The organism is Agrobacterium sp. 5Ca39, from assembly GCF_055382365.1.
Genome location: NZ_AP026436.1, coordinates 1,071,231 through 1,094,412, shown reverse-complemented (window position 1 = coordinate 1,094,412; position 23,182 = coordinate 1,071,231). Strand labels below are relative to the sequence as shown.

The 23,182-nt window shown below is 59.3% G+C and carries 22 protein-coding genes and 1 tRNA gene; 11 read left to right on the top strand and 12 right to left on the bottom strand.

Features of this window, described 5'->3' with window-relative positions:
- Positions 1 to 65: 65 nt before the first annotated feature.
- Entirely contained in the window at positions 66 to 1,154 is a 1,089-nt protein-coding gene (locus ACZ47E_RS05340; protein ID WP_006697463.1) for a septal ring lytic transglycosylase RlpA family protein, read from the bottom strand.
- Positions 1,155 to 1,469: 315 nt separating this feature from the next.
- Here ACZ47E_RS05340 and ACZ47E_RS05335 point away from each other — a divergent pair, with 315 nt between their 5' ends.
- Complete coding sequence (locus ACZ47E_RS05335) at positions 1,470 to 1,808, top strand: hypothetical protein (protein ID WP_004441749.1); 339 nt, start codon at positions 1,470 to 1,472, stop codon at positions 1,806 to 1,808.
- Positions 1,809 to 1,931: 123 nt separating this feature from the next.
- Here the strand turns inward: ACZ47E_RS05335 and ACZ47E_RS05330 are convergent.
- From ACZ47E_RS05330 to ACZ47E_RS05320, 3 genes are all read right to left on the bottom strand, one after another.
- Positions 1,932 to 2,021, bottom strand: a tRNA-Ser gene (locus ACZ47E_RS05330).
- Positions 2,022 to 2,601: 580 nt separating this feature from the next.
- Positions 2,602 to 2,829, bottom strand: coding sequence for a hypothetical protein (locus ACZ47E_RS05325; protein ID WP_004441747.1), 228 nt, complete (start codon positions 2,827 to 2,829; stop codon positions 2,602 to 2,604).
- A gap of 15 nt (positions 2,830 to 2,844) precedes the next feature.
- Positions 2,845 to 3,108, bottom strand: a complete 264-nt coding sequence (locus tag ACZ47E_RS05320; protein ID WP_004441746.1) for a hypothetical protein — start codon at positions 3,106 to 3,108, stop codon at positions 2,845 to 2,847.
- Between the two features lie 131 nt (positions 3,109 to 3,239).
- Here ACZ47E_RS05320 and ACZ47E_RS05315 point away from each other — a divergent pair, with 131 nt between their 5' ends.
- The 3 genes from ACZ47E_RS05315 to ACZ47E_RS05305 all read left to right on the top strand — a co-directional run bounded on the left by ACZ47E_RS05315 (position 3,240) and on the right by ACZ47E_RS05305 (position 5,935).
- A complete protein-coding gene (locus ACZ47E_RS05315) occupies positions 3,240 to 3,959 on the top strand; it encodes a hypothetical protein (RefSeq protein WP_278067427.1) in 720 nt (239 codons plus the stop codon).
- A 139-nt stretch (positions 3,960 to 4,098) separates the two neighbouring features.
- The gene (locus ACZ47E_RS05310; protein ID WP_081093392.1) at positions 4,099 to 5,592 is read left to right on the top strand and encodes a D-alanyl-D-alanine carboxypeptidase; all 1,494 of its coding nucleotides are present in this window, start codon (positions 4,099 to 4,101) and stop codon (positions 5,590 to 5,592) included.
- Positions 5,593 to 5,674: 82 nt separating this feature from the next.
- A complete protein-coding gene (locus ACZ47E_RS05305) occupies positions 5,675 to 5,935 on the top strand; it encodes a hypothetical protein (RefSeq protein ID WP_278067426.1) in 261 nt (86 codons plus the stop codon).
- A gap of 92 nt (positions 5,936 to 6,027) precedes the next feature.
- On the opposite strand, the gene gyrA is transcribed toward ACZ47E_RS05305, so the two are convergent.
- Positions 6,028 to 8,820, bottom strand: a complete 2,793-nt coding sequence (gene gyrA / locus ACZ47E_RS05300) for a DNA gyrase subunit A (RefSeq protein WP_137068675.1) — start codon at positions 8,818 to 8,820, stop codon at positions 6,028 to 6,030.
- Positions 8,821 to 9,036: 216 nt separating this feature from the next.
- Here gyrA and ACZ47E_RS05295 point away from each other — a divergent pair, with 216 nt between their 5' ends.
- Positions 9,037 to 9,666: a MarC family protein gene (locus ACZ47E_RS05295; protein WP_035208833.1), complete on the top strand. Its 630-nt coding sequence runs from the start codon at positions 9,037 to 9,039 to the stop codon at positions 9,664 to 9,666.
- Positions 9,667 to 9,793: 127 nt separating this feature from the next.
- Positions 9,794 to 10,942, top strand: coding sequence for a CBS domain-containing protein (locus ACZ47E_RS05290; RefSeq protein ID WP_278067424.1), 1,149 nt, complete (start codon positions 9,794 to 9,796; stop codon positions 10,940 to 10,942).
- Between the two features lie 54 nt (positions 10,943 to 10,996).
- Here ACZ47E_RS05290 and ACZ47E_RS05285 read toward each other — a convergent pair whose 3' ends face one another.
- Positions 10,997 to 11,260: a hypothetical protein gene (locus tag ACZ47E_RS05285; RefSeq protein WP_234704074.1), complete on the bottom strand. Its 264-nt coding sequence runs from the start codon at positions 11,258 to 11,260 to the stop codon at positions 10,997 to 10,999.
- A 33-nt stretch (positions 11,261 to 11,293) separates the two neighbouring features.
- Positions 11,294 to 11,872, bottom strand: a complete 579-nt coding sequence (locus ACZ47E_RS05280; protein ID WP_048902810.1) for a single-stranded DNA-binding protein — start codon at positions 11,870 to 11,872, stop codon at positions 11,294 to 11,296.
- 265 nt (positions 11,873 to 12,137) lie between these two features.
- Here ACZ47E_RS05280 and uvrA point away from each other — a divergent pair, with 265 nt between their 5' ends.
- Entirely contained in the window at positions 12,138 to 15,059 is a 2,922-nt protein-coding gene (gene uvrA / locus ACZ47E_RS05275) for an excinuclease ABC subunit UvrA (RefSeq protein WP_004441722.1), read from the top strand.
- Between the two features lie 56 nt (positions 15,060 to 15,115).
- Complete coding sequence (locus ACZ47E_RS05270) at positions 15,116 to 15,916, top strand: DUF72 domain-containing protein (protein ID WP_004441715.1); 801 nt, start codon at positions 15,116 to 15,118, stop codon at positions 15,914 to 15,916.
- A gap of 6 nt (positions 15,917 to 15,922) precedes the next feature.
- Here the strand turns inward: ACZ47E_RS05270 and dusA are convergent, their stop codons facing one another.
- Positions 15,923 to 16,933 carry a tRNA dihydrouridine(20/20a) synthase DusA gene (dusA, locus tag ACZ47E_RS05265; protein ID WP_077987106.1) on the bottom strand — a complete coding sequence of 337 codons (1,011 nt, stop codon included), beginning with the start codon at positions 16,931 to 16,933 and terminating at the stop codon, positions 15,923 to 15,925.
- Positions 16,934 to 17,070: 137 nt separating this feature from the next.
- Between dusA and ACZ47E_RS05260 the strand changes: the two genes are divergently transcribed.
- On the top strand, positions 17,071 to 17,760 hold the full coding sequence (locus ACZ47E_RS05260) for a fumarylacetoacetate hydrolase family protein (RefSeq protein ID WP_004441710.1): 690 nt from the start codon (positions 17,071 to 17,073) through the stop codon (positions 17,758 to 17,760).
- Positions 17,761 to 17,787: 27 nt separating this feature from the next.
- Positions 17,788 to 18,321: a gamma carbonic anhydrase family protein gene (locus ACZ47E_RS05255; protein ID WP_112554858.1), complete on the top strand. Its 534-nt coding sequence runs from the start codon at positions 17,788 to 17,790 to the stop codon at positions 18,319 to 18,321.
- A gap of 39 nt (positions 18,322 to 18,360) precedes the next feature.
- Here the strand turns inward: ACZ47E_RS05255 and zur are convergent, their stop codons facing one another.
- From zur to znuC, 3 genes are read right to left on the bottom strand one after another with little or no spacing between them, the layout of a single operon-like run.
- Entirely contained in the window at positions 18,361 to 18,774 is a 414-nt protein-coding gene (zur, locus tag ACZ47E_RS05250) for a zinc uptake transcriptional repressor Zur (protein WP_004441705.1), read from the bottom strand.
- Positions 18,771 to 19,589: a zinc ABC transporter permease subunit ZnuB gene (gene znuB, locus ACZ47E_RS05245; protein WP_004441703.1), complete on the bottom strand. Its 819-nt coding sequence runs from the start codon at positions 19,587 to 19,589 to the stop codon at positions 18,771 to 18,773. The genes zur and znuB overlap by 4 nt, the downstream gene beginning before the upstream one ends.
- Complete coding sequence (gene znuC, locus ACZ47E_RS05240; RefSeq protein ID WP_278067422.1) at positions 19,582 to 20,550, bottom strand: zinc ABC transporter ATP-binding protein ZnuC; 969 nt, start codon at positions 20,548 to 20,550, stop codon at positions 19,582 to 19,584. Before znuC ends, znuB begins: the two co-directional genes overlap by 8 nt.
- Positions 20,551 to 20,654: 104 nt before the next feature.
- On the opposite strand from znuC, the gene znuA reads away from it, so the two are divergent.
- Entirely contained in the window at positions 20,655 to 21,674 is a 1,020-nt protein-coding gene (znuA, locus tag ACZ47E_RS05235; protein ID WP_112554862.1) for a zinc ABC transporter substrate-binding protein ZnuA, read from the top strand.
- 60 nt (positions 21,675 to 21,734) lie between these two features.
- Here znuA and ACZ47E_RS05230 read toward each other — a convergent pair whose 3' ends face one another.
- Positions 21,735 to 22,787 carry a LacI family transcriptional regulator gene (locus ACZ47E_RS05230; protein WP_034495714.1) on the bottom strand — a complete coding sequence of 351 codons (1,053 nt, stop codon included), beginning with the start codon at positions 22,785 to 22,787 and terminating at the stop codon, positions 21,735 to 21,737.
- Positions 22,788 to 23,182 lie beyond the last annotated feature (395 nt).

The following is a 23,182-nucleotide window of genomic DNA, read 5'->3' as shown; positions in this document are numbered from 1 at the left end:
GCCCAGTGCTGTCTGCCACAACCGGCCGCCCGCCATGAGAACGGTGTGCCGGTGTCCTTAATCCGTCAGCGTGACTTCGCCTGCTGACGCTTCACATGGGCGAGGATCGACTCTTCGCTCAAGCCGTCACGATTGACGAGCACGGTGTCGAACACCTTTGCGGTTTTGGATACGGCGGCGGATTCTTCGGAATAGGCCGCTGCATATTTGGAAGACGGCGTGGGCACACGCAGATAATTGCCGCCTGGAGCCGCTGGTTCCCGCAGGAAGTTACCTTCGGGGCGCTCCGCCAGGATCGGGCCGATTTCCGGCAGGATCGCGAATTGTTCGAATGCGGGCTGTACACCGTTGACGAGTGGCATGGCCTGAAGCGCCGCATTCTTCTTGGAACCAACGAGCGCGGTCTGAGCCGAGCCGGCATAATTCGGGTTCGATGTCGGCGCCGGCACGAAATTCGGCGAGGCCGAAGCAACCATCACGCCGGTCGCGATCTGCCCTTCAGGCGCGACGCCCGGCGAACGCGAACCCTTCGGAATATAGGAAGCCATCAGGTAAGGCATGTCATGGCCGTCGAGCGGCGCACGGCCCGCATATTGAACCCGTACATTTGCTGTCCCCGTCGCCTTCATGTCCAGAAGATCCGCCGTCTTGCTGGAAACGTCGATCAGACGGCCCTCGTGGAACGGACCACGGTCGTTGACACGGACGAGCACCGACGCGCCATTATCCATATTGGTGATGCGCGCGTAGCTCGGCAGCGGAAATGTCGGATGTGCGGCAGAAAGATGTTCCTTGTCGTAAACCTCGCCATTCGCCGTGAGGCGTCCATGGAAGGCAGAGCCATACCAGGAAGCAAGGCCAACCTTGTTGTAGCCCGGCTCTTCTTTCGGGAAGTAACGGCGGCCCTTGACGGTATAGGCGTTACCCAGCAGCTCGCGTCCGCCACCCTTCGGGATGTTCTTTCCATCGGCAACGCGCGGGCTGGCCTTCACGCCATATTCGGATTCTGAGAAATATTCCTTGCTGCGCTTGGGCTTAGGCTTTGTCTCGGAGGTGGTGGAACACGACGCCGTTGCAGCGCAAAGCACGGAAATTGCAAGCCACTTCACGCCCGACCTGGCGCTGATGCCTGTTTTCTTGACCGTAGAATTCAAATCGTCTGCCCCACGCTGCTATTGGCTCGGAGAACCGCACCCTCACTTGCCTCGATATTGCCCCTGCCATCGAAGCACCTAACAGTCGCTTAATCTTGTGCATAACGTGGCGAAAATGCGAACGACTTTTGCAAATTCGATAAAATTGTAACGAACGTGGTTAATGATTTCTATCTTTTCGGCATGCCCCTCCACGGCGGAATCCGCCCGCCGTCAGTCCTCCCCTCGCAGCCTCGCAAGGAACAAAGCAGCGGTAACCGCGTTTTCTCCGCGCAAACAAACGAGCTTCCGCCGGTTTCGGCTGAGGGAGGAAACATGATAAATTTTATGAAAACCACAGGTCTGGCGATTGGCATCGCCCTGGTATCCTTCGCCGCACCTATGCCTGCCGGTGCCCAGGATATGGAGCTCAGAATCGGCCCGGATGGCGTCCGTCCCGTCATCCGCGACCGTGATCGGGACATGGACCGCCGGGGTCCTCCACGCATGCGTGGCTGCAGCGAACGCGAAGCCCGCGCCGCGGCCCGTGAAGCAGGCCTTCGTGATCCCGAAGTCGTGCGCGTCACGCCGGGCCGCGTTGTTGTCGAAGGCTTCACGCGCCGGGGACCGGACCGGATCACCTTCGCAAATGAACGAGGCTGTCCGGAAATCTGATCCACTACCGCTGCCTGGAACCCGCCGAAAGGCGGGTTTCTTATTCGTACGGAATGTACGCGATGCCCAAACGCTGCGGGAACACGCCTCGTCGCGACATTGTAGGAATGATGTTGCGCTTGATGGCAGATGGGGTGGGATTCGAACCCACGGTACGCTCTCACGCACGCCGGTTTTCAAGACCGGTTCCTTAAACCACTCGGACACCCATCCACGGTGGTGAGGCTTTATAGCGGTTTGAAAAAGGGCGTCAATCCCGCTCCGACGAGCATCGTCGTCCTTCTCTCACAGTTGGCGGATCATTGCCCCGGGGTCGCTGCGGGCGGCAGCAGGGAGCCGTCACCTGAAGGTATCGAAGGGACCTGCTGCGCTGTATCGAACAGCGTAAGGCTCAAAACGATTGCAACAAGCACCAACAAAAGCGCCACAAAGAGGATTCCGGATTTATCCATGCGTCTGCTCATGTCACGTTACGTTAAAGGAGAATATGTGCAATTCGAGGCAAGCAAAGAATAAAGCGAAAGCCTGTCAAGTTGTCTTACAGATCCGTCAAATTCATCGTTCAAAAATCTGCGGATTAAGTGAAATTTGTGCATGGGCGTACTGTTTGGGACGGAAGTGGCCTATCGCGTCCGCACCATTGTCTCTTATATCCCACTCATCGCTCCCGGGCATTGCCCAACTTTCCCCGAGCGATCAACCTGCCCCGCCTCTTTGCGGGGCTTTTTTCTTTTATGGTCATGACATGATGTGCGGCCGGAGGATGGGCGACCCTTTACGGCGGGCGTCTCACTCAAACGCCGATGCTGGGCCCGCCATGGCCGTGCCGGCCTTCCCCCCGGAGAAGGTCCTCGAAGAGGTTCAGCAGCGCCGGCGGCAAGGTATCGGACAACTCAGCGATGATTTCGTTGGCGCGGTTATAGGAATAGATCGCGCATAGCGTGAGCACCAGCAGAACGATCCAGGGCCAGATTGGTTTGCGCCTTTGCGGCGCTCCGTTGGGCTGTTGCGGTAAAGTCATGCCGGCACCCTCCGTTCAGGCCTTGACGCGCGGCTCGCCTCCCGGCGCATAGGCGGTTTTCTGCAGGAAGCGGAATATGTTGCCGCATTGGGCGCAGCGGATCATGAAGTCAGTGGGGTCGCCCGACGGGCGTTCTGCGCGAAATCCCCGGGGCATTTCGTCAATGCGGAAATCGACGTCCCGGCGGGTTTTGTCATCCGACTCGGACGCCTCGGCAAAACCCTGATGGCCACATTTGGAACATTCGAGTTTCCGGGAATATCTGTCACGCGCTGCCATATGCCGTCCTTTGCTTGCGCTTATCAGGTAGCAGCGGCAAAACATCATTTCAATGGCGATCGCCGCGGGTTAAAGCTTTGCCTGTTATTTCCGCGCCGAAAACCCGGCGGACAGAACGAGTTTGAAAGCTCATGCATAGCGACACAGGCTTCCTTTCCTCTTCTCTCATAAGACGCGTCATCGTCATATGCGGAGCCCTTGCCGCCCTTCTCACTGCGCTCAATTTCGGCATGAAATGGTATGGCGACAGAATTATTCAGGCGGGACACACCACGTCAACCGACGAAGTGGAGATGACCATCGGCAACGACCGGCTGAAACTGGCAAAAAACACCCTTCGGAATCCGTCTGATCGTGACAGTGGTGCACATGAGCGCGCCGACCTCTACCTCACCTGGCCCGACCTTGCGGGGTATCGAGATTCGAATCGTGCCCTTTTCGACGATCCGAAAAATGCAGTCGGGCTGATTTTCGTTCAGCTGTCGCAGAGCACCATGTCGCAGGACATGTCAGGACGTTTCGAGCCGATTTATACCAGACTTATAGAAGGTGAGCCGACGCCCCTGAAGCACGGTCTGCTGCTCCATCGGCTGCGCGCTGATTCCGGTTGTGGCAAGGAAGTCATATTGACCGGCCGACGCGACGGCGAAAGCGTCTATGTGGTGCGCTGCCTGCTGCCGCAGACGCCTCAGGAAACAACGGGTAGCGATTGTCAGAGAGATATCCACGTCGGCCAGGACCTGAGCCTGTTCTACCGATTCTCGGCCAACCTGCTGCCGCAATGGCAGGCGCTAGACGCAGCCGTGACAGCCTATGTCGAGAAACGCCTCGTAAAAGACGAAAACCCGTGACACGGCACGAGACAGATCGCGTGTGAAAAGTCGCATTTTATGGAAGGCGGATACCTTTCATAAACCACTTGGTAACGCCATCCCGATAAAGTTTCTACCCGGAGCATTCGGGCGGGGCGTGTCCGAGCGGAACATAAATATGCGATTGAAGAGTTCAGCAGTGTTGAAAAGTCTATCTTGGGCACATTCGCGCAAAGCGGGTACAGGGTCTTTTGTAAGGTTTGTGGCGTTGACACTTGCGGCGGCGTTCATAACCGCAACATCCGTCCAGACCGCAAAGGCCGATCCGAAATATGCGGGCATCGTCATCGATGCGAAGACGGGCAAGGTGCTTTACGGCGAGGATCCCGACGGGCTGCGTTACCCGGCTTCGCTCACAAAGATGATGACGCTTTATCTGACGTTCGAAGCCCTCAGTGCCGGACGTATCTCTCTTGATTCCAAGGTGCCGGTTTCGGCGAATGCAGCCAAGGAGCCGCCGTCCAAACTCGGTGTGCGCGCTGGCGGCAGCATTACGGTCGAGCAGGCGATCCTTGCTCTCGTTACCCGGTCGGCCAACGACATGGCGACGGCGCTCGGTGAATATCTCGGCGGCTCAGAAGACCGTTTCGCCAGAATGATGACCGCAAAGGCCCGTGCCCTGGGCATGACGCGCACGACCTACCGCAATGCCAACGGGTTGCCCAATACAGCCCAGATGACCACGGCGCGCGACCAAGCCCGCCTCGGCATCGCGCTTCGCCAGCATTTTCCGCAATATTACGGTTACTTCTCCACCCGCACTTTTAATTTCGGCAAGCAGGTAATCGGCAATCACAATCGCCTCGTCGGAACCGTGAAGGGCGTCGACGGTATCAAGACGGGTTACACGCGTGCAGCCGGCAGCAATCTTGCCACCTCCGCGCAGCTCGACGGGCGCTCCATTGTCGCCGTCGTTCTCGGCGGTCGCTCCAGCGCCGCCCGTGACGCCACCATGCGCAAACTGGTTGCAACCTATCTGCCGCAGGCGTCGCGTGGCGGCAACAGCAACCTGATTGCACAGACGCGTTCCGCCCCGGTCGAAGAGCCGGTCGCTGTGGCCGCCGCCGTTCCCTCTGTCGCCGTCGCCGCGACGGATGCCGGCCTGCCCAATGCCGGACCCGTTCCGCAGACGCGTTACGAGGAAGCGCCGGTTACCGCCTTTGCTGGCTCCTCTTCCAATGCAGCCGTCAAGGCAATGGAGGCGGCTACCTGGCAGAAGGGTAAAGACCCCATCCGTCAGGCGCCCTCCGCGCCCGATCGCAAGCTGATAACCAATTCCACCAAGGTCGATAATATCGTCACGGCTTCCACCTCGGCTTCCGCAGCCTCCGCACCTTCCGTTGCGGCAAGGTCTGACGCGCCGCAGGGCGGCTGGGTCATCCAGATTGGCGCATCGCCGGACGAAAATTCCGCGCGCGGCCTGCTGCAGAGCGCCCAGGAAAAAGGCGGTGCGGCACTGCGTTCCGCCAAGCCCTTCACGGTGGCCTACAGTAAGGACGGCTCCCAGATATACCGCGCCCGTTTCGGCGGCTTCGATGGCCAGAACGCCGCGGTGAATGCGTGCAATGCATTGAAAAAGAAAGGCGTCAGCTGCTGGGCATCCCTTCAGTGAAGACGTTCCCGCAGGCGGTGCTCTCTGTTTCGAACATCGCCTGTCTCCTCGAATTGTGTAATGAGTAGCGAGGCTTTCCAAGATGGCAGTCAACGAGAATTATTCGGACATTGCGTCTGGCAACGGGCATGGCAGCCTGTCGGTTCTGCATCCCATTCATGAGGCGGCGATGCGTATCGCCGATCTCGGTCTCAACCGTTCCAAGGCAAAAACGCGTGATCTCGTCGCGTTGCTGCTCTCGCATGGCGCCCGTGCCTGGCGCGCCAACCAGCCGGAAGCCAGCATTCACCTGCACGTCGCCCGTCGGGCGGGGCGCTCACCGGTTCATATACGTATTCGCTAACAGACCGCACCAGACGGAAACCCAAAGAAAAACCCCGCGGCGCACAGGCACCGCGGGGTTTTTGTTGATCCTGATGTGAAAAACGAGGCGGCTTACGCCTCGCTTTCCGGTGCCTCCGGCGTGGTTGGCAGATTGTCATCCGCCTCCTCGCCATTGCCATTTTCAGTCTCGTCGTCGCCTTCAGGCTCGTTGATGCGCTCCACGGAAACCACCTTCTCATCCTTCGCAGTCGAGAAGATTGTCACACCCTTGGTCGCGCGGCTGGCGATGCGGATGCCGTTGACAGGCACGCGGATGAGCTGTCCGCCATCGGAAACCAGCATGATCTGGTCGCCTTCTTCCACCGGAAAGGCCGCGACAAGTTCACCGATCTCCGACGTCTTCGCGGTATCGGTGGCGCGGATGCCCTTGCCGCCGCGGCCTGAAGTGCGGAAATCGTAAGACGATGAACGCTTGCCGAAGCCCTTCACGGAAACCGTCAGCACGAATTCTTCGCGCGCCTTCAGTTCCTGGTAGCGCTCCTCACTGAGTTCGCCCTCTTCCGTTACTTCCTCACCGACGAGCGCGATATCGTCCTCATCCACGCCTGCGGCACGCCGTTCGGCAGCCGAGCGCTTGAGGTAAGCCGCACGCTCCCACGGCTCCGCTTCCACATGGCCCACAATGGTCATGGAGATGATGCGGTCGCCTTCGGCCAGGTTGATGCCGCGCACGCCGACGGAATTGCGGCCGGCAAAGACGCGTACATCGTCCACGGGGAAGCGGATGCACTGGCCGAGCGCGGTCGTCAGCAGCACATCGTCGCGGTCCGTACAGGTTTCGACGGAGAGGATTTCATCGCCCTCCTCGTCCAGCTTCATGGCGATCTTGCCGTTGCGGTTGACCTGTACGAAATCGCCGAGCTTGTTGCGGCGAACCGTGCCGCGCGTCGTCGAGAACATCACGTCAAGCGTTTCCCAGGTCGTTTCGTCCTCGGGCAACGGCATGATGGTGGTGATGCGCTCGCCGGGTTCCAGCGGCAACATGTTGATAAGGGCCTTGCCCTTGGACTGCGGCGTGCCGATCGGCAGACGCCAGACCTTTTCCTTGTAGACGATGCCACGCGAGGAGAAGAACAGGACCGGCGTGTGGGTGTTGGCGACGAACAGACGGTTGACGAAATCCTCATCGCGCGTTGCCATGCCGGAGCGACCCTTGCCGCCGCGACGCTGTGCACGATACGTCGTCAGCGGCACGCGCTTGATGTAACCGAGATGCGAAACGGTCACGACCATATCTTCGCGGGCGATGAGGTCTTCATCGTCCATATCGGGACCGCCCTCGACGATCTCGGAGCGACGCGGCGTGCCGAATTCGTCGCGGACGGCGGAAAGCTCGTCCTTGACGATCTGCATGATGCGCAGGCGCGATGACAGGATTTCCAGATACTCGCTGATCTCAGCGCCGATCTTGTTCAGCTCGTCGCCAATTTCATCGCGGCCGAGCGCTGTAAGACGTGCGAGGCGCAATTCGAGAATGGCGCGCGCCTGTTCCTCGGAAAGGTTGTAAGTCCCGTCTTCGTTGATGCGGTGGCGCGGATCATCGATGAGGCGGATCAGGCTTTCCACATCCTGTGCAGGCCAGCGACGCGTCATCAGTTCTTCTCGGGCCGAAGCCGGATCGGGAGCATGCCGGATGACGCGGATGACCTCATCGATATTGGCGACGGAAATCGCCAGACCGACCAACACATGCGCCCGCTCGCGCGCCTTGCGCAGCAGGTATTTCGTGCGACGGCTGACGACATCTTCGCGGAAGGACACGAAAGCACGCAACATGTCGAGCAGCGTCATCTGCTCGGGCTTGCCGCCGTTCAGCGCCACCATGTTGCAGCCAAACGAGGTCTGCAACGGTGTGTAGCGGTAAAGCTGGTTCAGGATAACGTCTGCATTGGCGTCGCGCTTCAATTCGATGACGACGCGATAACCCTGGCGGTCGGATTCGTCGCGCAGGTCGGAAATGCCCTCGATGCGCTTTTCCTTGACCAGCTCAGCCATTTTTTCGATCATAGACGCCTTGTTCACCTGATAGGGAACTTCGGTGATGATGATCTGCTCGCGGTCGCCACGCATCGGCTCGATAGTGGCTCGGCCACGCATGATGACCGATCCGCGGCCCGTTTCGTAAGCCGAGCGGATGCCGGAACGGCCCATGATCAGCGCACCGGTCGGGAAATCAGGGCCCGGAATGATCTGCATCAGTTCCGGCAGCTCGATCGCGGGATTATCGATCAGGGCGATACAGCCATCGATAACCTCTGACAGGTTATGCGGCGGGATGTTCGTGGCCATGCCGACCGCGATGCCGCCTGCCCCGTTGACCAGCAGGTTCGGGAACTTGGCCGGAATGACGACCGGCTCCTGCAAGGTGCCGTCATAGTTGTCGCGGAAGTCGACCGTTTCCTTGTCGAGATCGTCAAGCAGCGAATGCGCGGCCTTATCCAGACGGCATTCGGTATAACGTTCAGCGGCCGGCGGATCACCGTCGATGGAGCCGAAGTTGCCCTGGCCGTCGATCAGCGGCAGGCGGAGCGACCAGTCCTGCGCCATACGCGCCAGCGCGTCATAGATTGCCGAGTTGCCGTGCGGATGGAATTTACCCATCACGTCCCCGGTTACGCGGGCGCATTTGACGTATTTCTTGTTCCAGTCGATGCCGAGTTCGGACATGCCGTACAGAATACGGCGATGAACCGGCTTCAGGCCGTCTCGCACATCGGGAAGCGCGCGGGACACGATAACGCTCATGGCGTAATCGAGATACGACCGCTGCATTTCCTCCATGATGGAAATCGGTTCAATGCCTGGCGGAAGCTTTCCGCCGCCGGGGGGGCTCTGGTCAGTCAAAACGGATCACATTCTCTGTTAAGAATCGGATGGATTTTTATAGCGGAAACAGCCACGTTAAGCCAATTTCCCGGCGAGTTTTGAACAGGCTTTTGCGTCATTTGCAAGACGAACGCCGCTTTTCATGATTTAGCCGCCCAAATGCGTAGCGCTCTCTTTCAAAGTGCCCGCGACTTGCGTAGGCTCCGGCCTAAAAACAAAACCAACGGGGAAAGAATGGCCAGCAGCGAAACGCTCATCAATGCGCTTACCACACTTCTGGTCACACTCGATCCGCCTGGGCTTGCGCCCGTCTTTCTGGCGCTGACTGCCGGGATGACCCGTGACCAGCGCAGCCAGGTGGCGTTGCGCGGCTCCATCATCGCTTTCGGTATCCTTGCCGTCTTTGCCCTCTTCGGCCTCGCAATCCTCAATCTGCTCGGTATTTCGCTGGGCGCCTTCCGCATCGCCGGCGGCCTCCTCCTGTTCTGGATCGCCTTTGAAATGATTTTCGAAAAGCGCCAGGAGCGCAAGGAAAAGACCTCGGAAATCGCCATTACCAAGGACCATCTCCACAATCTCGCGGTCTTCCCGCTGGCCCTGCCATTGATTGCCGGGCCAGGTGCTATTTCCGCCACCGTTTTGCTTGCCGGCTCAATGAAGACCACGGTCGAGATGGTGGTGCTCATCCTTATCCTTGCTTTCGCGATGGCTCTCGTTTACGCGGCCTTGATCGTCTCGGAACGGATGGACCGCTTTCTCGGCAATACCGGCCGCGCCATCCTTACCCGGCTTCTCGGCGTACTGCTGGCTGCACTGTCGGTGCAATTCGTGGTCGACGGGATCAAATCCGCATTCGCTTTCTGAGCCGTCCCTGCGCGACACCAACGCAATAAATTCCTGCCACCGCTGAAATGCCGGAAAATCCTCCCTTAAATTCAGCTGGCGCTTCGGCTAAAAGACGCGTGTCATTTCGGATTCGAAAGTTATCTCCATGCGTTCCACGCTGCGCCGCATCATTCCCGATGCCGCACCCGTCAGCAACAGGGAAAGGCTCCGCTCCGCCACAGGCGCCTTCGTCGGCATACTGCTGACTGGCATTCTCGCCAGTTTCGCTCTTCGTTTCGATCCCACGCTGCCCGCCATGATCGCGCCGATGGGGGCTTCGGCCGTCCTGTTGTTCGCCGTACCCTCCAGCCCGCTGGCGCAGCCCTGGTCGATCCTGTGCGGGAATTTCGTCTCGGCTTTTGTCGGGGTGACGGTGGCGCTGCTGGTTCCGGATCCGTTTCTCGCAAGCGCGCTCGCCATCAGCCTGGCCATCGCCGCCATGATGGCGCTGCGCTGCCTGCATCCGCCGAGCGGTGCGGTGGCGCTGACGGCGGTTCTGGGCGGCCCTGCCATACATGGCCTCGGCTATGGTTTCCTGTTGTGGCCGGTCGCCGGAAATTCGCTGATCCTTCTTGCCCTGGCCTTCGCTTACAACAATGCCACTGGCCGCGCCTATCCACACGGTCTGAAGCTTGGCAAGGCCACGCACGGGACAGCCGATCCGACACCCATTCAGAAAATCGGCTTTTCCTCCACCGATCTCGACGACGTGCTGAAGGAATATGACGAGTTCATCGATATCGACCGCGACGCGCTGGAAACCATCCTGCGGAAGACAGAGTTGCGCTCCTACCGGCGTCGCGCGCTGCATCTCGATTGCGAAAGTGTCATGTCGCGGGATGTGGTCGGCGTCGCCCCTGATGACAGCCTGCGCCACGCGCATGCCCTGATGCAAAGCCATCATTTCAAGGCGTTGCCCGTCACCAATGACAGCGCCGAAATCGTCGGCATCGTCACCCAGACAGACTTTCTGGAAAAGGCGAGCTGGAGAAACGGTCGTCCCTCTATCGGTTTCCTGCAGCGGCTTCGCCTCATCCTGTCAGGCGCAAGTGCCCCCAACGATACGGTCAAGGACATCATGACATCGCCAGTTAAAACCGTGCGGCCGGAAACCCCAATCGAGGAAGCAATCATCCGCTTTGCGGAGGAAGGATTGCATTATCTGCCTGTCATCGACGCCAGGGGTAAGATGGTCGGCATCGTCTCGCAATCCGATGTCATGGTGGCGATGCTGGCCGACAAGGTCGCGGCATAGATTGCCCCGGGCGTCGAAGTGTTCTTCTCTTAAAAAAAACGGCAAAGCCCGATGTCAGCGTCTCGCCTTCAAAAGGCGCTGCCACAGTGTGCCACCGAAGAACCGCCCGAGCACCACAAAATAGGCAATGATCAGCGCAAAGGCGATAAAGGCGGGCGCACCGTTGAGGGCAAAACCTTCGGGCGTTCGCCCTCCCGCTACCGTCGCGACCAGAAATCCGGCGGCGAAAAACGCCGTCCAGAAGTCGAGAAAAAAAGCGAGGATGATGCGCCAGGTGGCGGGCTGTTTTGGCTGCAGGGTTTCGTCAGTCAAGCTCACCTCCTGTCACACGTTTCTTCGTCCCCGGTTCGATCAGAACGGGATATCGTCATCCATGTCGTTGGAGAATCCGCCCGAAGGCTGGTTGCCACCACGGGAAGAACCGCCGCGCGAGGAGGACTGCTGGTCGTAACCGCCGCCATAGCTGGAGCCGCCGCCGCTGCCATAATCATTACCGCCGCCGAAGTCGCCGCCGCCGCTGCGGCCGCCGCCCTCACCGCGACCATCGAGCATGGTCAGCGTGGAGTTGAAGCCCTGCAGCACGATTTCGGTGGAGTAACGGTCGTTACCGGTCTGGTCCTGCCATTTGCGGGTCTGCAACTGGCCTTCGATATAGAGCTTGGCGCCCTTCTTCACATATTGCTCGACGACCTTGCACAGGCCTTCGTTAAAGACGACGACCGTGTGCCACTCGGTCTTTTCCTTGCGCTCGCCGCTGTTGCGGTCCCGCCAGGTCTCCGAGGTGGCGATGCGCAGGTTGGCGATGGGTCGGCCATCCTGCGTCCGGCGGATTTCGGGATCAGCGCCCACGTTTCCGATCAGAATTACCTTGTTTACGCTACCAGCCATCTCGTCATCCTGTCCGCCGGCCATCATGACCGGCAATTGCATTTCAAAAAATTCGGCACACAATAGCTGCCGCCGCCCGCAAAGGGCACCGCAAGCATGGAACTATCCACAAAGAATAATCTTAAGCTGTGGGGGGCAGACATTCGCGCTTGCAATTCGTTCCTTTTTTGTTCTATTGAATTGCAGATTTCGAGTCAAGCATCGTGAAAAGCTGCGACCGATAGGGAATAGACCTCGACACGTCCGGCTGCGTCACTACATAAGGACGCGCCGCCATCCAGCCTGTTATTTTTGTCCGAGCCTTGTCATGAGTGAACTGAAGACGATTTCCATCCGTGGTGCCCGTGAACACAATCTCAAGGGTATCGATCTCGATCTGCCACGCAACAAGCTGATCGTCATGACCGGGCTTTCCGGCTCAGGCAAGTCGTCGCTCGCCTTCGATACGATCTACGCCGAAGGCCAGCGCCGTTATGTCGAAAGCCTCTCGGCCTATGCGCGCCAGTTCCTGGAAATGATGCAGAAGCCGGATGTCGACCAGATCGAGGGCCTGTCGCCGGCAATCTCCATCGAACAGAAGACCACCTCGCGCAACCCGCGCTCCACGGTCGGCACGGTCACCGAGATTTACGACTATATGCGCCTTCTCTTCGCGCGTGTCGGCGTCCCCTATTCGCCGGCCACTGGCCTGCCGATTGAAAGCCAGACGGTCAGCCAGATGGTCGACCGCATCCTCGCTTTCGAGGAGGGCACGCGTCTTTACATCCTCGCGCCGATCGTGCGCGGCCGCAAAGGCGAGTACAAGAAAGAACTTGCCGAGCTGATGAAGAAGGGCTTCCAGCGTGTAAAAGTGGACGGCCAGTTCTACGAGATCGCCGACGTTCCGGCCCTCGACAAGAAGTACAAACACGACATTGACGTGGTGGTTGACCGCGCCGTCGTGCGCCCGGATATGGCCGCGCGTCTTGCCGACAGTCTTGAGACCTGCCTCAAGCTTGCCGACGGGCTGGCAATTGCCGAATTTGCCGACAGGCCCCTGCCGCCCGAAGAGACAGCCGCCGGTGGTTCCGCCAACAAGTCTCTCAACGAGACCCATGAGCGGGTGCTGTTTTCGGAAAAATTCGCCTGCCCCGTTTCCGGCTTCACCATTCCGGAAATCGAACCGCGTCTGTTCTCCTTCAACAACCCCTTCGGCGCCTGCCCCAGCTGCGATGGCCTTGGCTCGCAGCAGAAGGTGGATGAGAACCTGATCGTGCCGGAGCCGGCCCGCACCCTGCGTGACGGGGCCATTGCTCCCTGGGCAAAATCATCGTCGCCCTATTACAACCAGACGCTGGAAGCGCTCGGCAAAGCCTTCGGATTCAAGCTTTCGAGCAAGTGGTCCGATCTTTCGAAGGAGGCGCAGCACGCCATTCTTCAGGGCACTGACGACAAGATCGAGTTCAACTACCAGGACGGTGCCCGCTCCTACAAGACAGTCAAGAACTTCGAAGGCATCGTGCCCAATCTGGAGCGGCGCTGGAAAGAGACAGACAGCGCCTGGGCGCGCGAGGAAATCGAGCGCTACATGTCGGCAGCCCCCTGCCCGGCCTGCGCCGGTTACCGCCTGAAGCCGGAGGCGCTAGCGGTCAAGATCAACAAGCTGCATATCGGTGAAGTCACCGAAATGTCGATCCGGACGGCGCGCGACTGGTTCGAGGTGCTGCCGGAAAGCCTGAACGCGAAGCAGAATGAAATTGCCGTCCGTATTCTCAAGGAAATCCGCGAACGCCTGCGATTCCTCAACGATGTAGGGCTGGATTATCTCAGCCTGTCGCGCAATTCGGGCACGCTGTCGGGCGGGGAGAGCCAGCGTATCCGTCTGGCCTCGCAGATCGGCTCTGGCCTCACCGGCGTTCTCTACGTTCTCGATGAGCCCTCGATCGGCCTGCACCAGCGCGACAATGCGCGCCTGCTGGATACGCTGAAACATCTGCGCGATATCGGCAACACCGTCATCGTGGTCGAACATGATGAGGACGCCATTCTGACGGCGGATTATGTGGTCGATATCGGCCCGGCGGCCGGTATTCACGGCGGCCAGGTGATTGCCGAAGGATCCCCGCAGGAAGTGATGGCCAATCCGAAATCGCTGACCGGCAAATATCTCTCCGGTGAACTCGGCGTTGCCGTGCCAGCTGAGCGCCGCAAACCGAAGAAGGGCCGCGAGATCAAGGTTTTCGGCGCACGCGGCAACAACCTGAAGAATGTCACGGCCGCTGTGCCGCTCGGTGTTTTCACGGCCGTAACCGGGGTTTCGGGTGGCGGCAAATCCACCTTCCTGATCGAGACGCTCTATAAATCGGCGGCGCGCAGGGTCATGGGCGCGCGTGAAATCCCGGCCGAGCACGACCGCATCGATGGTTTCGAATTCATCGACAAGGTGATCGATATCGACCAGTCGCCGATCGGACGCACGCCGCGTTCCAACCCGGCCACCTATACCGGCGCCTTTACGCCGATCCGTGACTGGTTCGCCGGCCTGCCGGAAGCCAAGGCTCGTGGTTACGCGCCCGGCCGCTTCTCCTTCAACGTCAAGGGTGGCCGCTGCGAGGCCTGCCAGGGCGACGGGGTGATCAAGATCGAGATGCACTTCCTGCCTGACGTCTACGTCACCTGCGACGTCTGCCACGGCAAGCGTTATAACCGCGAGACGCTGGACGTCACCTTTAAGGGCAAATCCATCGCCGACGTGCTGGATATGACGGTTGAGGAAGGCGTCGAATTTTTCGCCGCCGTTCCCGCCGTGCGCGACAAGCTGCAATCGCTCTTCGATGTCGGCCTCGGTTACATCAAGGTCGGACAGCAGGCCAATACGCTTTCAGGCGGCGAGGCGCAGCGCGTCAAGCTCGCCAAGGAACTGTCGAAGCGCTCGACGGGCCGCACGCTCTATATTCTCGACGAGCCGACGACGGGCCTGCATTTCCACGACGTCAACAAGCTGCTCGAAATGCTGCATGCGCTGGTGGAACAGGGCAATTCCGTGGTGGTGATCGAGCATAATCTCGAAGTCATCAAGACGGCGGACTGGATCATCGATATCGGGCCTGAAGGCGGCACGGGCGGCGGCGAAGTGGTGGCCACGGGCACGCCGGAAGACATCGTCAAGGTGGAGCGTTCCTATACCGGCCACTTCCTGAAGGAGCTTCTGGAGCGCCGGCCGGCCGGAAAACGGGAGGCTGCGGAGTAAGCCGCAGCTTTCGTCGCAAAGGTTCGAAAGGCCGAAGGCCGGAGGAGGAACTAGATATGTCGACATCAGGCACGATCCGCACCGGTATCGGCGGCTGGACCTTCGAGCCCTGGGAAGGCACTTTTTATCCCGAAAAACTGCCGAAAAAACGCCAGCTGGAACACGCCAGCCGGCAGCTCACGGCAATCGAGGTGAACGGCACCTATTACAGCAGCCAGAAACCGGAGACCTTTGCGAAATGGGCATCCGAAGTGCCCGAGGATTTCGTGTTTTCGCTAAAGGCAAGCCGCTTTGTCACCAACCGCAGGGTTCTGGCCGAGGCAGGTGAGTCGATGACGAAGTTCCTGACGCAGGGGTTGACGGAACTCGGGTCCCATCTCGGTCCCATCCTCTGGCAGTTTGCGCCCACGAAAAAATTCGACGCAGAGGATTTCGGTGCATTTCTGGCGCTGCTGCCCGAAAAGCAGGACGGGCTCACTCTTCGCCATGTCGTGGAGGTGCGCAACCCGACATTTCAGGTTCCGGAATTCATCGAACTTCTTGCCAGGCACAAGGTCGCCGTCGTCTGCGCTGACCATCACGATTATCCGATGCTGCCTGACGTAACGGCCGATTTCGTTTATTGCCGCCTGCAGAAGGGCGAGGACGACATCGAGACCTGTTATCCGAAAAAAGAGATCGCGCACTGGGCTGAGCGGGTAAAGACCTATGCCAGTGGCGGTGTGCCGGACGATCTGCCGCTGATCGCGCCGGATCGGAAGGTTGAGAAGACCCCACGCGACGTTTTCGCTTTCTTCATTACCGGCGGCAAGGTCAACGCGCCTAATGGTGCGCAGGAACTGCAAAAGGCGGTCTGAGCGCTTTCAGCCCGCCATGTCTTTCGTGGTGCTGACATCGATGCTGGCGAAAGCGGCCTCGATGACCTCCGGCCCTGCCCCGGGCCTCGTGGCATCGCTGGAGAGGATTTGCCGGAAACGGCGCGCGCCGGGCATGCCCTGAAACAGTCCGACCATATGGCGGGTGACGTGGTTGAGACGTCCGCCCGCGGCGATATAATCGGCGGCATAGGCCATCATCGCGTCACGCAGCGCCATCCAGTCCGGGTGGCGGGCCTCCTCGCCATAGATGCGATGGTCGACGTCGGCAAGGATGGAAGTGTTGTGATAGGCGGCGCGGCCGAGCATCACGCCATCCATATGCTGGAGATGTCCGCTCGCCTGATCGAGATCGGCGATGCCGCCGTTGATGCCGATAAAGACGTCAGGATTTTCCCGCTTCATGCGATAGACGAGGTCATAATCGAGCGGCGGCACTTCGCGGTTTTCCTTTGGCGAAAGCCCCTGCAGCCAGGCTTTGCGCGCGTGAACCCAGACCGCGTCCGCGCCCGCCGCAACAACCCTCTTCAGAAAATCAGGCAGAACCGCTTCCGGCTCCTGCTCATCCACCCCGATCCGGCATTTCACGGTAACCGGCACACTGGCGGCAGCCTTCATTGCGGCCACACATTGCGCCACCACATCAGGCTCGCGCATCAGGCAAGCGCCGAAGGTGCCGGATTGCACCCGATCCGAGGGACAGCCAACATTCAGATTGATTTCATCATAACCGTAGTCCCCGGCGATCCGCACCGCTTCGGCAAGCTTGGCCGGATCAGACCCGCCGAGCTGCAACGCGACGGGGTGTTCCTGAGGGTGATAACCGAGCAGCCTGTCGCGCTGGCCATGGATGATGGCGTCGGCAACGATCATTTCGGTGTAAAGCAGCGCACGCTTCGACAATTGCCGGTGCAGAAACCTGCACCTCGTATCGGTCCAGTCGATCATGGGGGCCACGGCGAAGATTTTTTCGCCGCTTGCAAGCGCTTGTCTGTACATGGATTAACCTCTTTGCGCCGGCTTCTACAGCAAAGGACCGTAAAAAGCCAGTTTTGCAGGCGAGGCAATTTTGAACTGGAAATCGCGCCGGAATCGCGGGACAAGAATTGCACCCTAAAAGACGACAGGAAATCCACATGGCCGCTACCGTCATCCCTGCCCCGAAGCCCGTTCTCCTGCCCGTCGAAGGCACGAGCGATCTGTTCCCTGTACGGCGGGTCTATTGTGTCGGCCGCAATTATGCCGATCACGCCATTGAGATGGGCCACGACCCCTCGCGCGAGCCGCCCTTCTATTTTCAGAAGAACCCGGACAACCTGCTGCCCGCAGGACAGGATTTTCCCTATCCGTCGCTCTCATCGAATGTGCATTACGAAGTTGAGTGCGTCGTGGTGCTGAAAAGCGGCCGAGCGGATATTCCGGCGTCGGAAGCGCTGAACCATGTCTGGGGTTACGCCGTCGGTATCGACATGACGCGCCGCGACCTGCAGGACGGGCTGAAGAAGATGGGACGTTCCTGGGAGGGCGCGAAGGCCTTCGAATATTCCGCGCCGGTGTCCCCCGTCGTCCCAGCGGACAGGATCGGGCATCCCGCAACCGGCGCGATCTGGCTCGACGTCAATGGCGAGCGCAAGCAGACGGGCGATCTCGCCCAGATGATCTGGAAGGTGCCGGAAGTGATTGCCGAGCTTTCCAAGCTGTTCACCCTTGCCGCTGGCGACGTCATCATGACCGGCACGCCCGCTGGCGTTGGTCCAATCGTTCGCGGTGACCGCATAGAATGCGGCGTCGAGGGTGTCGGCACACTGTCGGTGACGGTCGTCTGACGCACGAACATAAGGGAGGACATCGACATGCCGCTTTACCGCCTTGCCGACCGTGTGCCGCAAACGCCTGCAGCGGATCGCTACTGGATCGCTCCCGACGCCAATGTCATTGGCTCAGTCACGCTCGGCGAAGACGTCGGCATCTGGTTCGGTGCAACGCTGCGTGGAGACAATGAGCCGATCATCGTCGGGCGCGGCACCAATATTCAGGAAGGCGTGATGGTTCACAGCGATCCCGGCTTTGCCGCAACGATCGGCGAAATGTGCACCATTGGCCACCACGCTATCGTGCATGGCTGTACCATCGGCGACAATTCGTTGATCGGCATGGGCGCGACGATCCTGAACGGCGCAAAGATCGGCCGAAACTGCCTCGTCGGCGCCAATGCTCTGGTGACGGAGGGGAAGGAATTTCCGGATAATTCCCTGATCGTCGGCTCGCCCGCGCGCGCTATCCGCACGCTTGATGACGACGCCGTTGCGGGGATTCGCCGCTCAGCGGAAAAATACGTCGAAAACTGGAAGCGTTTCTCGAAGGATCTGGCGATCATCGAAAGGTGATCGGGAGCGGGCAACAATACCCGTTCCATCTATCGTCCGTCAGGCCGAGCAGGCGGCGCAAAGACCGCGGATTTCGATGGTGGTCTTTTCCGCTTTGAACTTGCTGTCCTTCACCCAGCGCTCCAGCCGGTGATCGATCTCGTGATCGTGGAATTCCGTGACCTGCCCGCAGGACTCGCAGATGGCGAAGGCGACGGTGCCATGGTGACTGGAGCAGCACTCCGCCTGGGTATGGGTGCAGGCGACGAAGGCGTTAAGGCTCTCCAGCCGGTGCACAAGGCCATATTCCACCAGTTTTTCCAGCGCCCGATAGACCTGCAGCGGCGCGCGGAAACCATCATCGCGCAACTTGTCGAGGATCATATAGGCGCTGAGCGGCTGATGCGCGTTTGAAAGGGCGTTCATGACCAGCGACTGGTTCTTGGTGAGGTTCTGCTGGGTCTGCGCATTCATGACTTGCCTCCTTCATCCGCGGAGCGGGACAAACCCGGCGCCGGCAACAGGCTTATAACGAAGAGGATCACCGCGGCAACCACGATGGATGGACCGGACGGTGTATCATAGGTGAGCGATCCGAAGAGGCCGCCAACAACGGCAACCGCACCGATCAGCGAAGCCACCACCGCCATTACCTCCGGTGTAGCGGAGAAACGTCTGGCGGTCGCAGCCGGTATGATGAGCAGCGATGTGATGAGCATGATACCGACCACCTTCATCGCGATGGCGATCACCAGCGCCATCAGCAACGTGAAGATCAATTTCGCCCGTTCCGGTTTCAGCCCCTCGGCTTCCGCCAGCTCCGTATTGACGGTGGAGGCAAGCAGCGATCGCCACAGGAACACCATGGAGACGATGACAACCAGTCCGCCGCCCCAGATCAGTGCAATATCGCTGCGGGTGACGGCGAGAATGTCGCCGAACAGGAACGAGACGAGATCGATGCGGACCCAGCTCATGAAGGCAACGATGACAAGGCCGATCGCCAATGCGGAGTGGGACAGGATGCCCAGCAGCGCATCGGCGGACAGCGCCTGCCGCCGTTGCAGGAAAATCAAAAGGAGCGACACGGCCGACGCGACCAGAAACACGCTGACAATGAGGTTCAGTTGCAGCAGCAGAGACAGGGCAACACCCAGAAGCGCCGAATGGGCCATGGTATCGCCAAAATAGGCCATGCGCCGCCAGACGACAAAGCAGCCAAGCGGACCGGCTGTCAATGCAACCCCAATGCCGGCGACCATGGCGCGGACGAAGAAATCGTCAAACATGGCGTTCTCCCTGCCGCTGGTTAAGGTGGGCGTCGTCGTCATGTTCATGGCCGCAGCCGCATTCTCCATGATCATCGTGGCGGTGGCCGTGGTCATGATGGTCATGCCCTTGGTCATGATGGTCATGCCCGTGGTCATGATGAAGATCATGTCCGTGATGGTGACCATCCTCGGGGTGGCAATGGTCCGTCACCGTACCATCCGCATGTTGCACCCGGCCATCCGGCAAATGGGTGTGATCATGATGGTGACTGTAGACGGCCAGCCCCTTCGCCGCCGCGCCGCCAAACAAGCGCATGTATTCCGGACTCTGGCTCACCGCCTGCGGTGTGCCGCGGCAGCAGACATGGCCGTTGAGGCATATCACCGTATCGGTTTCCGCCATCACTACATGCAGATCATGCGAGATTAACAGAATTCCGCAATTATTTGAATTCCTGATATTTTTTATCAGATCATAAAGCGCGATCTCGCCGGAGAAGTCCACCCCCTGCACGGGTTCGTCAAGAACCAGAAGGTCGGGCTTGCGGGCAATGGCGCGGGCAAGAAGCGCGCGTTGGAACTCGCCACCGGACAGATGCTGCACCTCGGCATTGGCAAGATGCGCGATACCGGTCGCATTCAGCGCGGCGTCGATTTCGCGGGCGGCGAGCGGTCCTGTCAGTGTCATCAGTCGGCGCACCGAAAGCGGCATTGTCCAGTCGACCGAAAGCTTCTGCGGCACATAACCCACTTTCAGACCAGCCTTGCGGGTAACCACCCCCTCGGTTGGTTTGACGACACCAATCGCCATTTTCGCGCTCGTGGACTTGCCTGATCCGTTCGGCCCGATCAGTGTGACGATCTCGCCCTTGCTGACGGAAAACTCCACGCCGCGCACCAGCCAGCGGCCGTTGCGCTGGACGCCGGCATTGGCAAGGGAGACCAGTATCTCGTTACCCGGATGGGCGGAATGAAGCATGGGATTGTCCGTTTGGCGATGTTGCTTACCGCTATCGCATACGTTATAGAGTTACGCAATAAATGTAATAACATAACTAACGTTCTTCAAGTGGAGTGCATTTCATGAAATCGATCCTGATCCCGCTCGCGGCCTCCATGGCAATCGCGGTCGCCGCTTCCGGCGCCACCGCTGCACCCGAGGTCGTGGTGTCGATCAAGCCCGTCCACTCCCTCGTTGCGGCCATCATGCAAGGTGTCGGGGAACCGCAGCTCATCGTCGATGGCGCGGCCTCGCCGCATACCTATAATCTCCGTCCGTCGAATGCACGCAAGCTCGAAACGGCGGATGTGGTTTTCTGGGTGGGTCCCGGACTGGAAGCATTTCTGGAGAAGCCGCTGGAAGCGCTGGCCGCCAAGGCGACTGTTGTGGAACTGGAAGATGCCAAGGGGCTGGAAAAGCTGCCCTTCCGTGAAGGGGGGCCCTTTGAAGCGCATGATCATGGCGAAGAAGGCCATGAGGCGAATGACGGTCATGCCGAAAAGCCGGACGCGCACGAGCATGGTCACGAGCATGACGGAGGCGGTCACGCCGGTCACGACGGTGAGAGCCACGATGACCATGAGCATGGCACCTATGACACACATCTCTGGCTTGACCCCGCCAATGCCAAGGCCATGGCCCAGGCAATCGAAACCGCGCTGATCGCGGCTGATCCCGGCAATGCCGCGATCTATCAGTCCAACACAAAGAAGCTGATCGATGATCTCGATACACTTGACGCCGAACTGGCCAAAACGGTTCAGCCGGTGAAGGACAAGCCGTTCATTGTCTTCCACGACGCCTACCAATATTTCGAACATCGCTATGGCGTGAAGACGGCGGGGTCGATCACCGTCAGCCCCGAAACCCTGCCGGGCGCGGATCGCGTCAAACAGATGCAAGAAAAGGTTCGCCAGCTCGGCGCGACCTGCGTTTTTGCCGAACCGCAATTCGAGCCTAAGCTGGTCTCGGTCATCACCGAAGGCACGGCAGCGAAATCGGCTACGCTTGATCCGGAAGCGGCAACGCTGGAGCCAGGCCCGGAGCTTTACTTCAAGCTGATGCGCGGTATCGCCGGGTCGCTGGAGAATTGTTTGTCCTGATGGGCACTTATCAAGCCCGGCATGGCCAATGCGCCATGCCGGCTCGGTCTTGCGTGCGCCTTAAGGCTTCGGCGCCATGGAGGACCAGACCGGGCGGCTGATACTCTGCAGAGTTTCCGCGGGCGCGCCGTTGATGCGGGCCAAAAGGGCTTTCGCAAGCTCCCTGCCCGCCAGTTTGATATCTTCATTGACGGTATGGATCTGCGGCTTGATCCAGTTCAGGAATTCGGCGGACTGTTTCGAGACGATGTCGATGTCCTTTCCGATTTTCACGCCCGCGGCCTCGAACCCGGCCACCAGCGCTATGGTGCTGCTGCCACTGATCGAAACGATGCCATCGGGACGATCGTCGGACTGCATGAGCCTCTGACCGAAATCGCGGATTTTTTCCAGCGGCGTTTCGATTGTAACGGTGTCCAACGGAAATTCGGTAAGGCCGAAATCCCTGATTGCCCGATTAAACCCCTTGCGAGCGTGGTCGTGAAACGAAAAACGTGACGGCGGCACGATGACGGCGATCTTCCTGCGTCCGCATTGAGCCAGTCGCTCGACCGCTTCGTAGGCATAGGCTTCATTGTCAAAATCATGAAAGGCATGGTCGATGCCCATGTCCGAACGTCCATGGGTGACGAAGGGCATCTTGCGCTCCGTCATGAAACGGACTCGCGGATCGTTGGGTTCGATCTTAGAAATGATGACGCCATCCGCCGACCCCGTTTCGAGAATGTAGCGGATCGGCACCATGGAATCCTTGGCGTGGATATGGGGCGTTACGACCAGATGATATTGGGTCGAGGACAGAACCTCGGTGATGCCGAACACCATCTGGCTGGTAAAACCCATCAGCTCTTCATCGACGCTGAGAACGAGGGCAATCACATTGGTCTTGCCGGTGCGAAGACGCACGCCGGCGCGGTTTGGCTGATAGCCGATCTGGCGGGCAATCAGCCGCACGCGCTCCTTGGTCTCCGCGCCGATATCAGGCGCATCCTTGAGCGCGCGCGAAACGGTGGTGATGCCGAGGCCCGTCATGTAAGCGATGGTCTTCAGGGTCGGGCGCTCGCCCGTCGTCACGGGCGCTTCGCTCCCGCCGGATTTACCAGTATCGTTCATGTCATTTCGCCATGCTTGACCGAACGGTGATCATAGATAGCTTTTACCTCGTTGCAAAGGCAAAGGTCCTCAACCGGGATCCGCTTTCCGCGCCGGAGCCCTCGTTTGGGCTATAACGATGTAGCTCGAAAAAATGTCCGGTTCTTACTGCGCTTTTCTATGGCCCGCCCGTGATGGCGGCGTAGCCAACATATGATTTAATCATAAACATTGAAAAATTATAATAAATTATTGATATAAAATAAAAAAATAAAATAACACTTAGAACGATCCATCCGGCCGCAATTGATGCGCCGTTCCAGAAATTTTTCCTGACATATTGTTGTACCTGAAAGACATGACGGAATGGAGGTTTTACGGTAACGTTGCCGAAGGGAGGGTATCATGAGACCGAG

Bases quoted from the DNA above. Each gene is read 5' to 3' on its own strand.
- ACZ47E_RS05335 (WP_004441749.1), top strand. From the start codon at position 1,470: ATGATAAATTTTATGAAAACCACAGGTCTGGCGATTGGCATCGCCCTG.
- ACZ47E_RS05325 (WP_004441747.1), bottom strand. From the start codon at position 2,829: ATGACTTTACCGCAACAGCCCAACGGAGCGCCGCAAAGGCGCAAACCA.
- ACZ47E_RS05320 (WP_004441746.1), bottom strand. From the start codon at position 3,108: ATGGCAGCGCGTGACAGATATTCCCGGAAACTCGAATGTTCCAAATGT.
- ACZ47E_RS05315 (WP_278067427.1), top strand. From the start codon at position 3,240: ATGCATAGCGACACAGGCTTCCTTTCCTCTTCTCTCATAAGACGCGTC.
- ACZ47E_RS05310 (WP_081093392.1), top strand. From the start codon at position 4,099: ATGCGATTGAAGAGTTCAGCAGTGTTGAAAAGTCTATCTTGGGCACAT.
- ACZ47E_RS05305 (WP_278067426.1), top strand. From the start codon at position 5,675: ATGGCAGTCAACGAGAATTATTCGGACATTGCGTCTGGCAACGGGCAT.
- ACZ47E_RS05295 (WP_035208833.1), top strand. From the start codon at position 9,037: ATGGCCAGCAGCGAAACGCTCATCAATGCGCTTACCACACTTCTGGTC.
- ACZ47E_RS05290 (WP_278067424.1), top strand. From the start codon at position 9,794: ATGCGTTCCACGCTGCGCCGCATCATTCCCGATGCCGCACCCGTCAGC.
- ACZ47E_RS05280 (WP_048902810.1), bottom strand. From the start codon at position 11,872: ATGCAATTGCCGGTCATGATGGCCGGCGGACAGGATGACGAGATGGCT.
- uvrA (WP_004441722.1), top strand. From the start codon at position 12,138: ATGAGTGAACTGAAGACGATTTCCATCCGTGGTGCCCGTGAACACAAT.
- ACZ47E_RS05270 (WP_004441715.1), top strand. From the start codon at position 15,116: ATGTCGACATCAGGCACGATCCGCACCGGTATCGGCGGCTGGACCTTC.
- dusA (WP_077987106.1), bottom strand. From the start codon at position 16,933: ATGTACAGACAAGCGCTTGCAAGCGGCGAAAAAATCTTCGCCGTGGCC.
- ACZ47E_RS05260 (WP_004441710.1), top strand. From the start codon at position 17,071: ATGGCCGCTACCGTCATCCCTGCCCCGAAGCCCGTTCTCCTGCCCGTC.
- ACZ47E_RS05255 (WP_112554858.1), top strand. From the start codon at position 17,788: ATGCCGCTTTACCGCCTTGCCGACCGTGTGCCGCAAACGCCTGCAGCG.
- zur (WP_004441705.1), bottom strand. From the start codon at position 18,774: ATGAATGCGCAGACCCAGCAGAACCTCACCAAGAACCAGTCGCTGGTC.
- znuB (WP_004441703.1), bottom strand. From the start codon at position 19,589: ATGTTTGACGATTTCTTCGTCCGCGCCATGGTCGCCGGCATTGGGGTT.
- znuC (WP_278067422.1), bottom strand. From the start codon at position 20,550: ATGCTTCATTCCGCCCATCCGGGTAACGAGATACTGGTCTCCCTTGCC.
- znuA (WP_112554862.1), top strand. From the start codon at position 20,655: ATGAAATCGATCCTGATCCCGCTCGCGGCCTCCATGGCAATCGCGGTC.
- ACZ47E_RS05230 (WP_034495714.1), bottom strand. From the start codon at position 22,787: ATGAACGATACTGGTAAATCCGGCGGGAGCGAAGCGCCCGTGACGACG.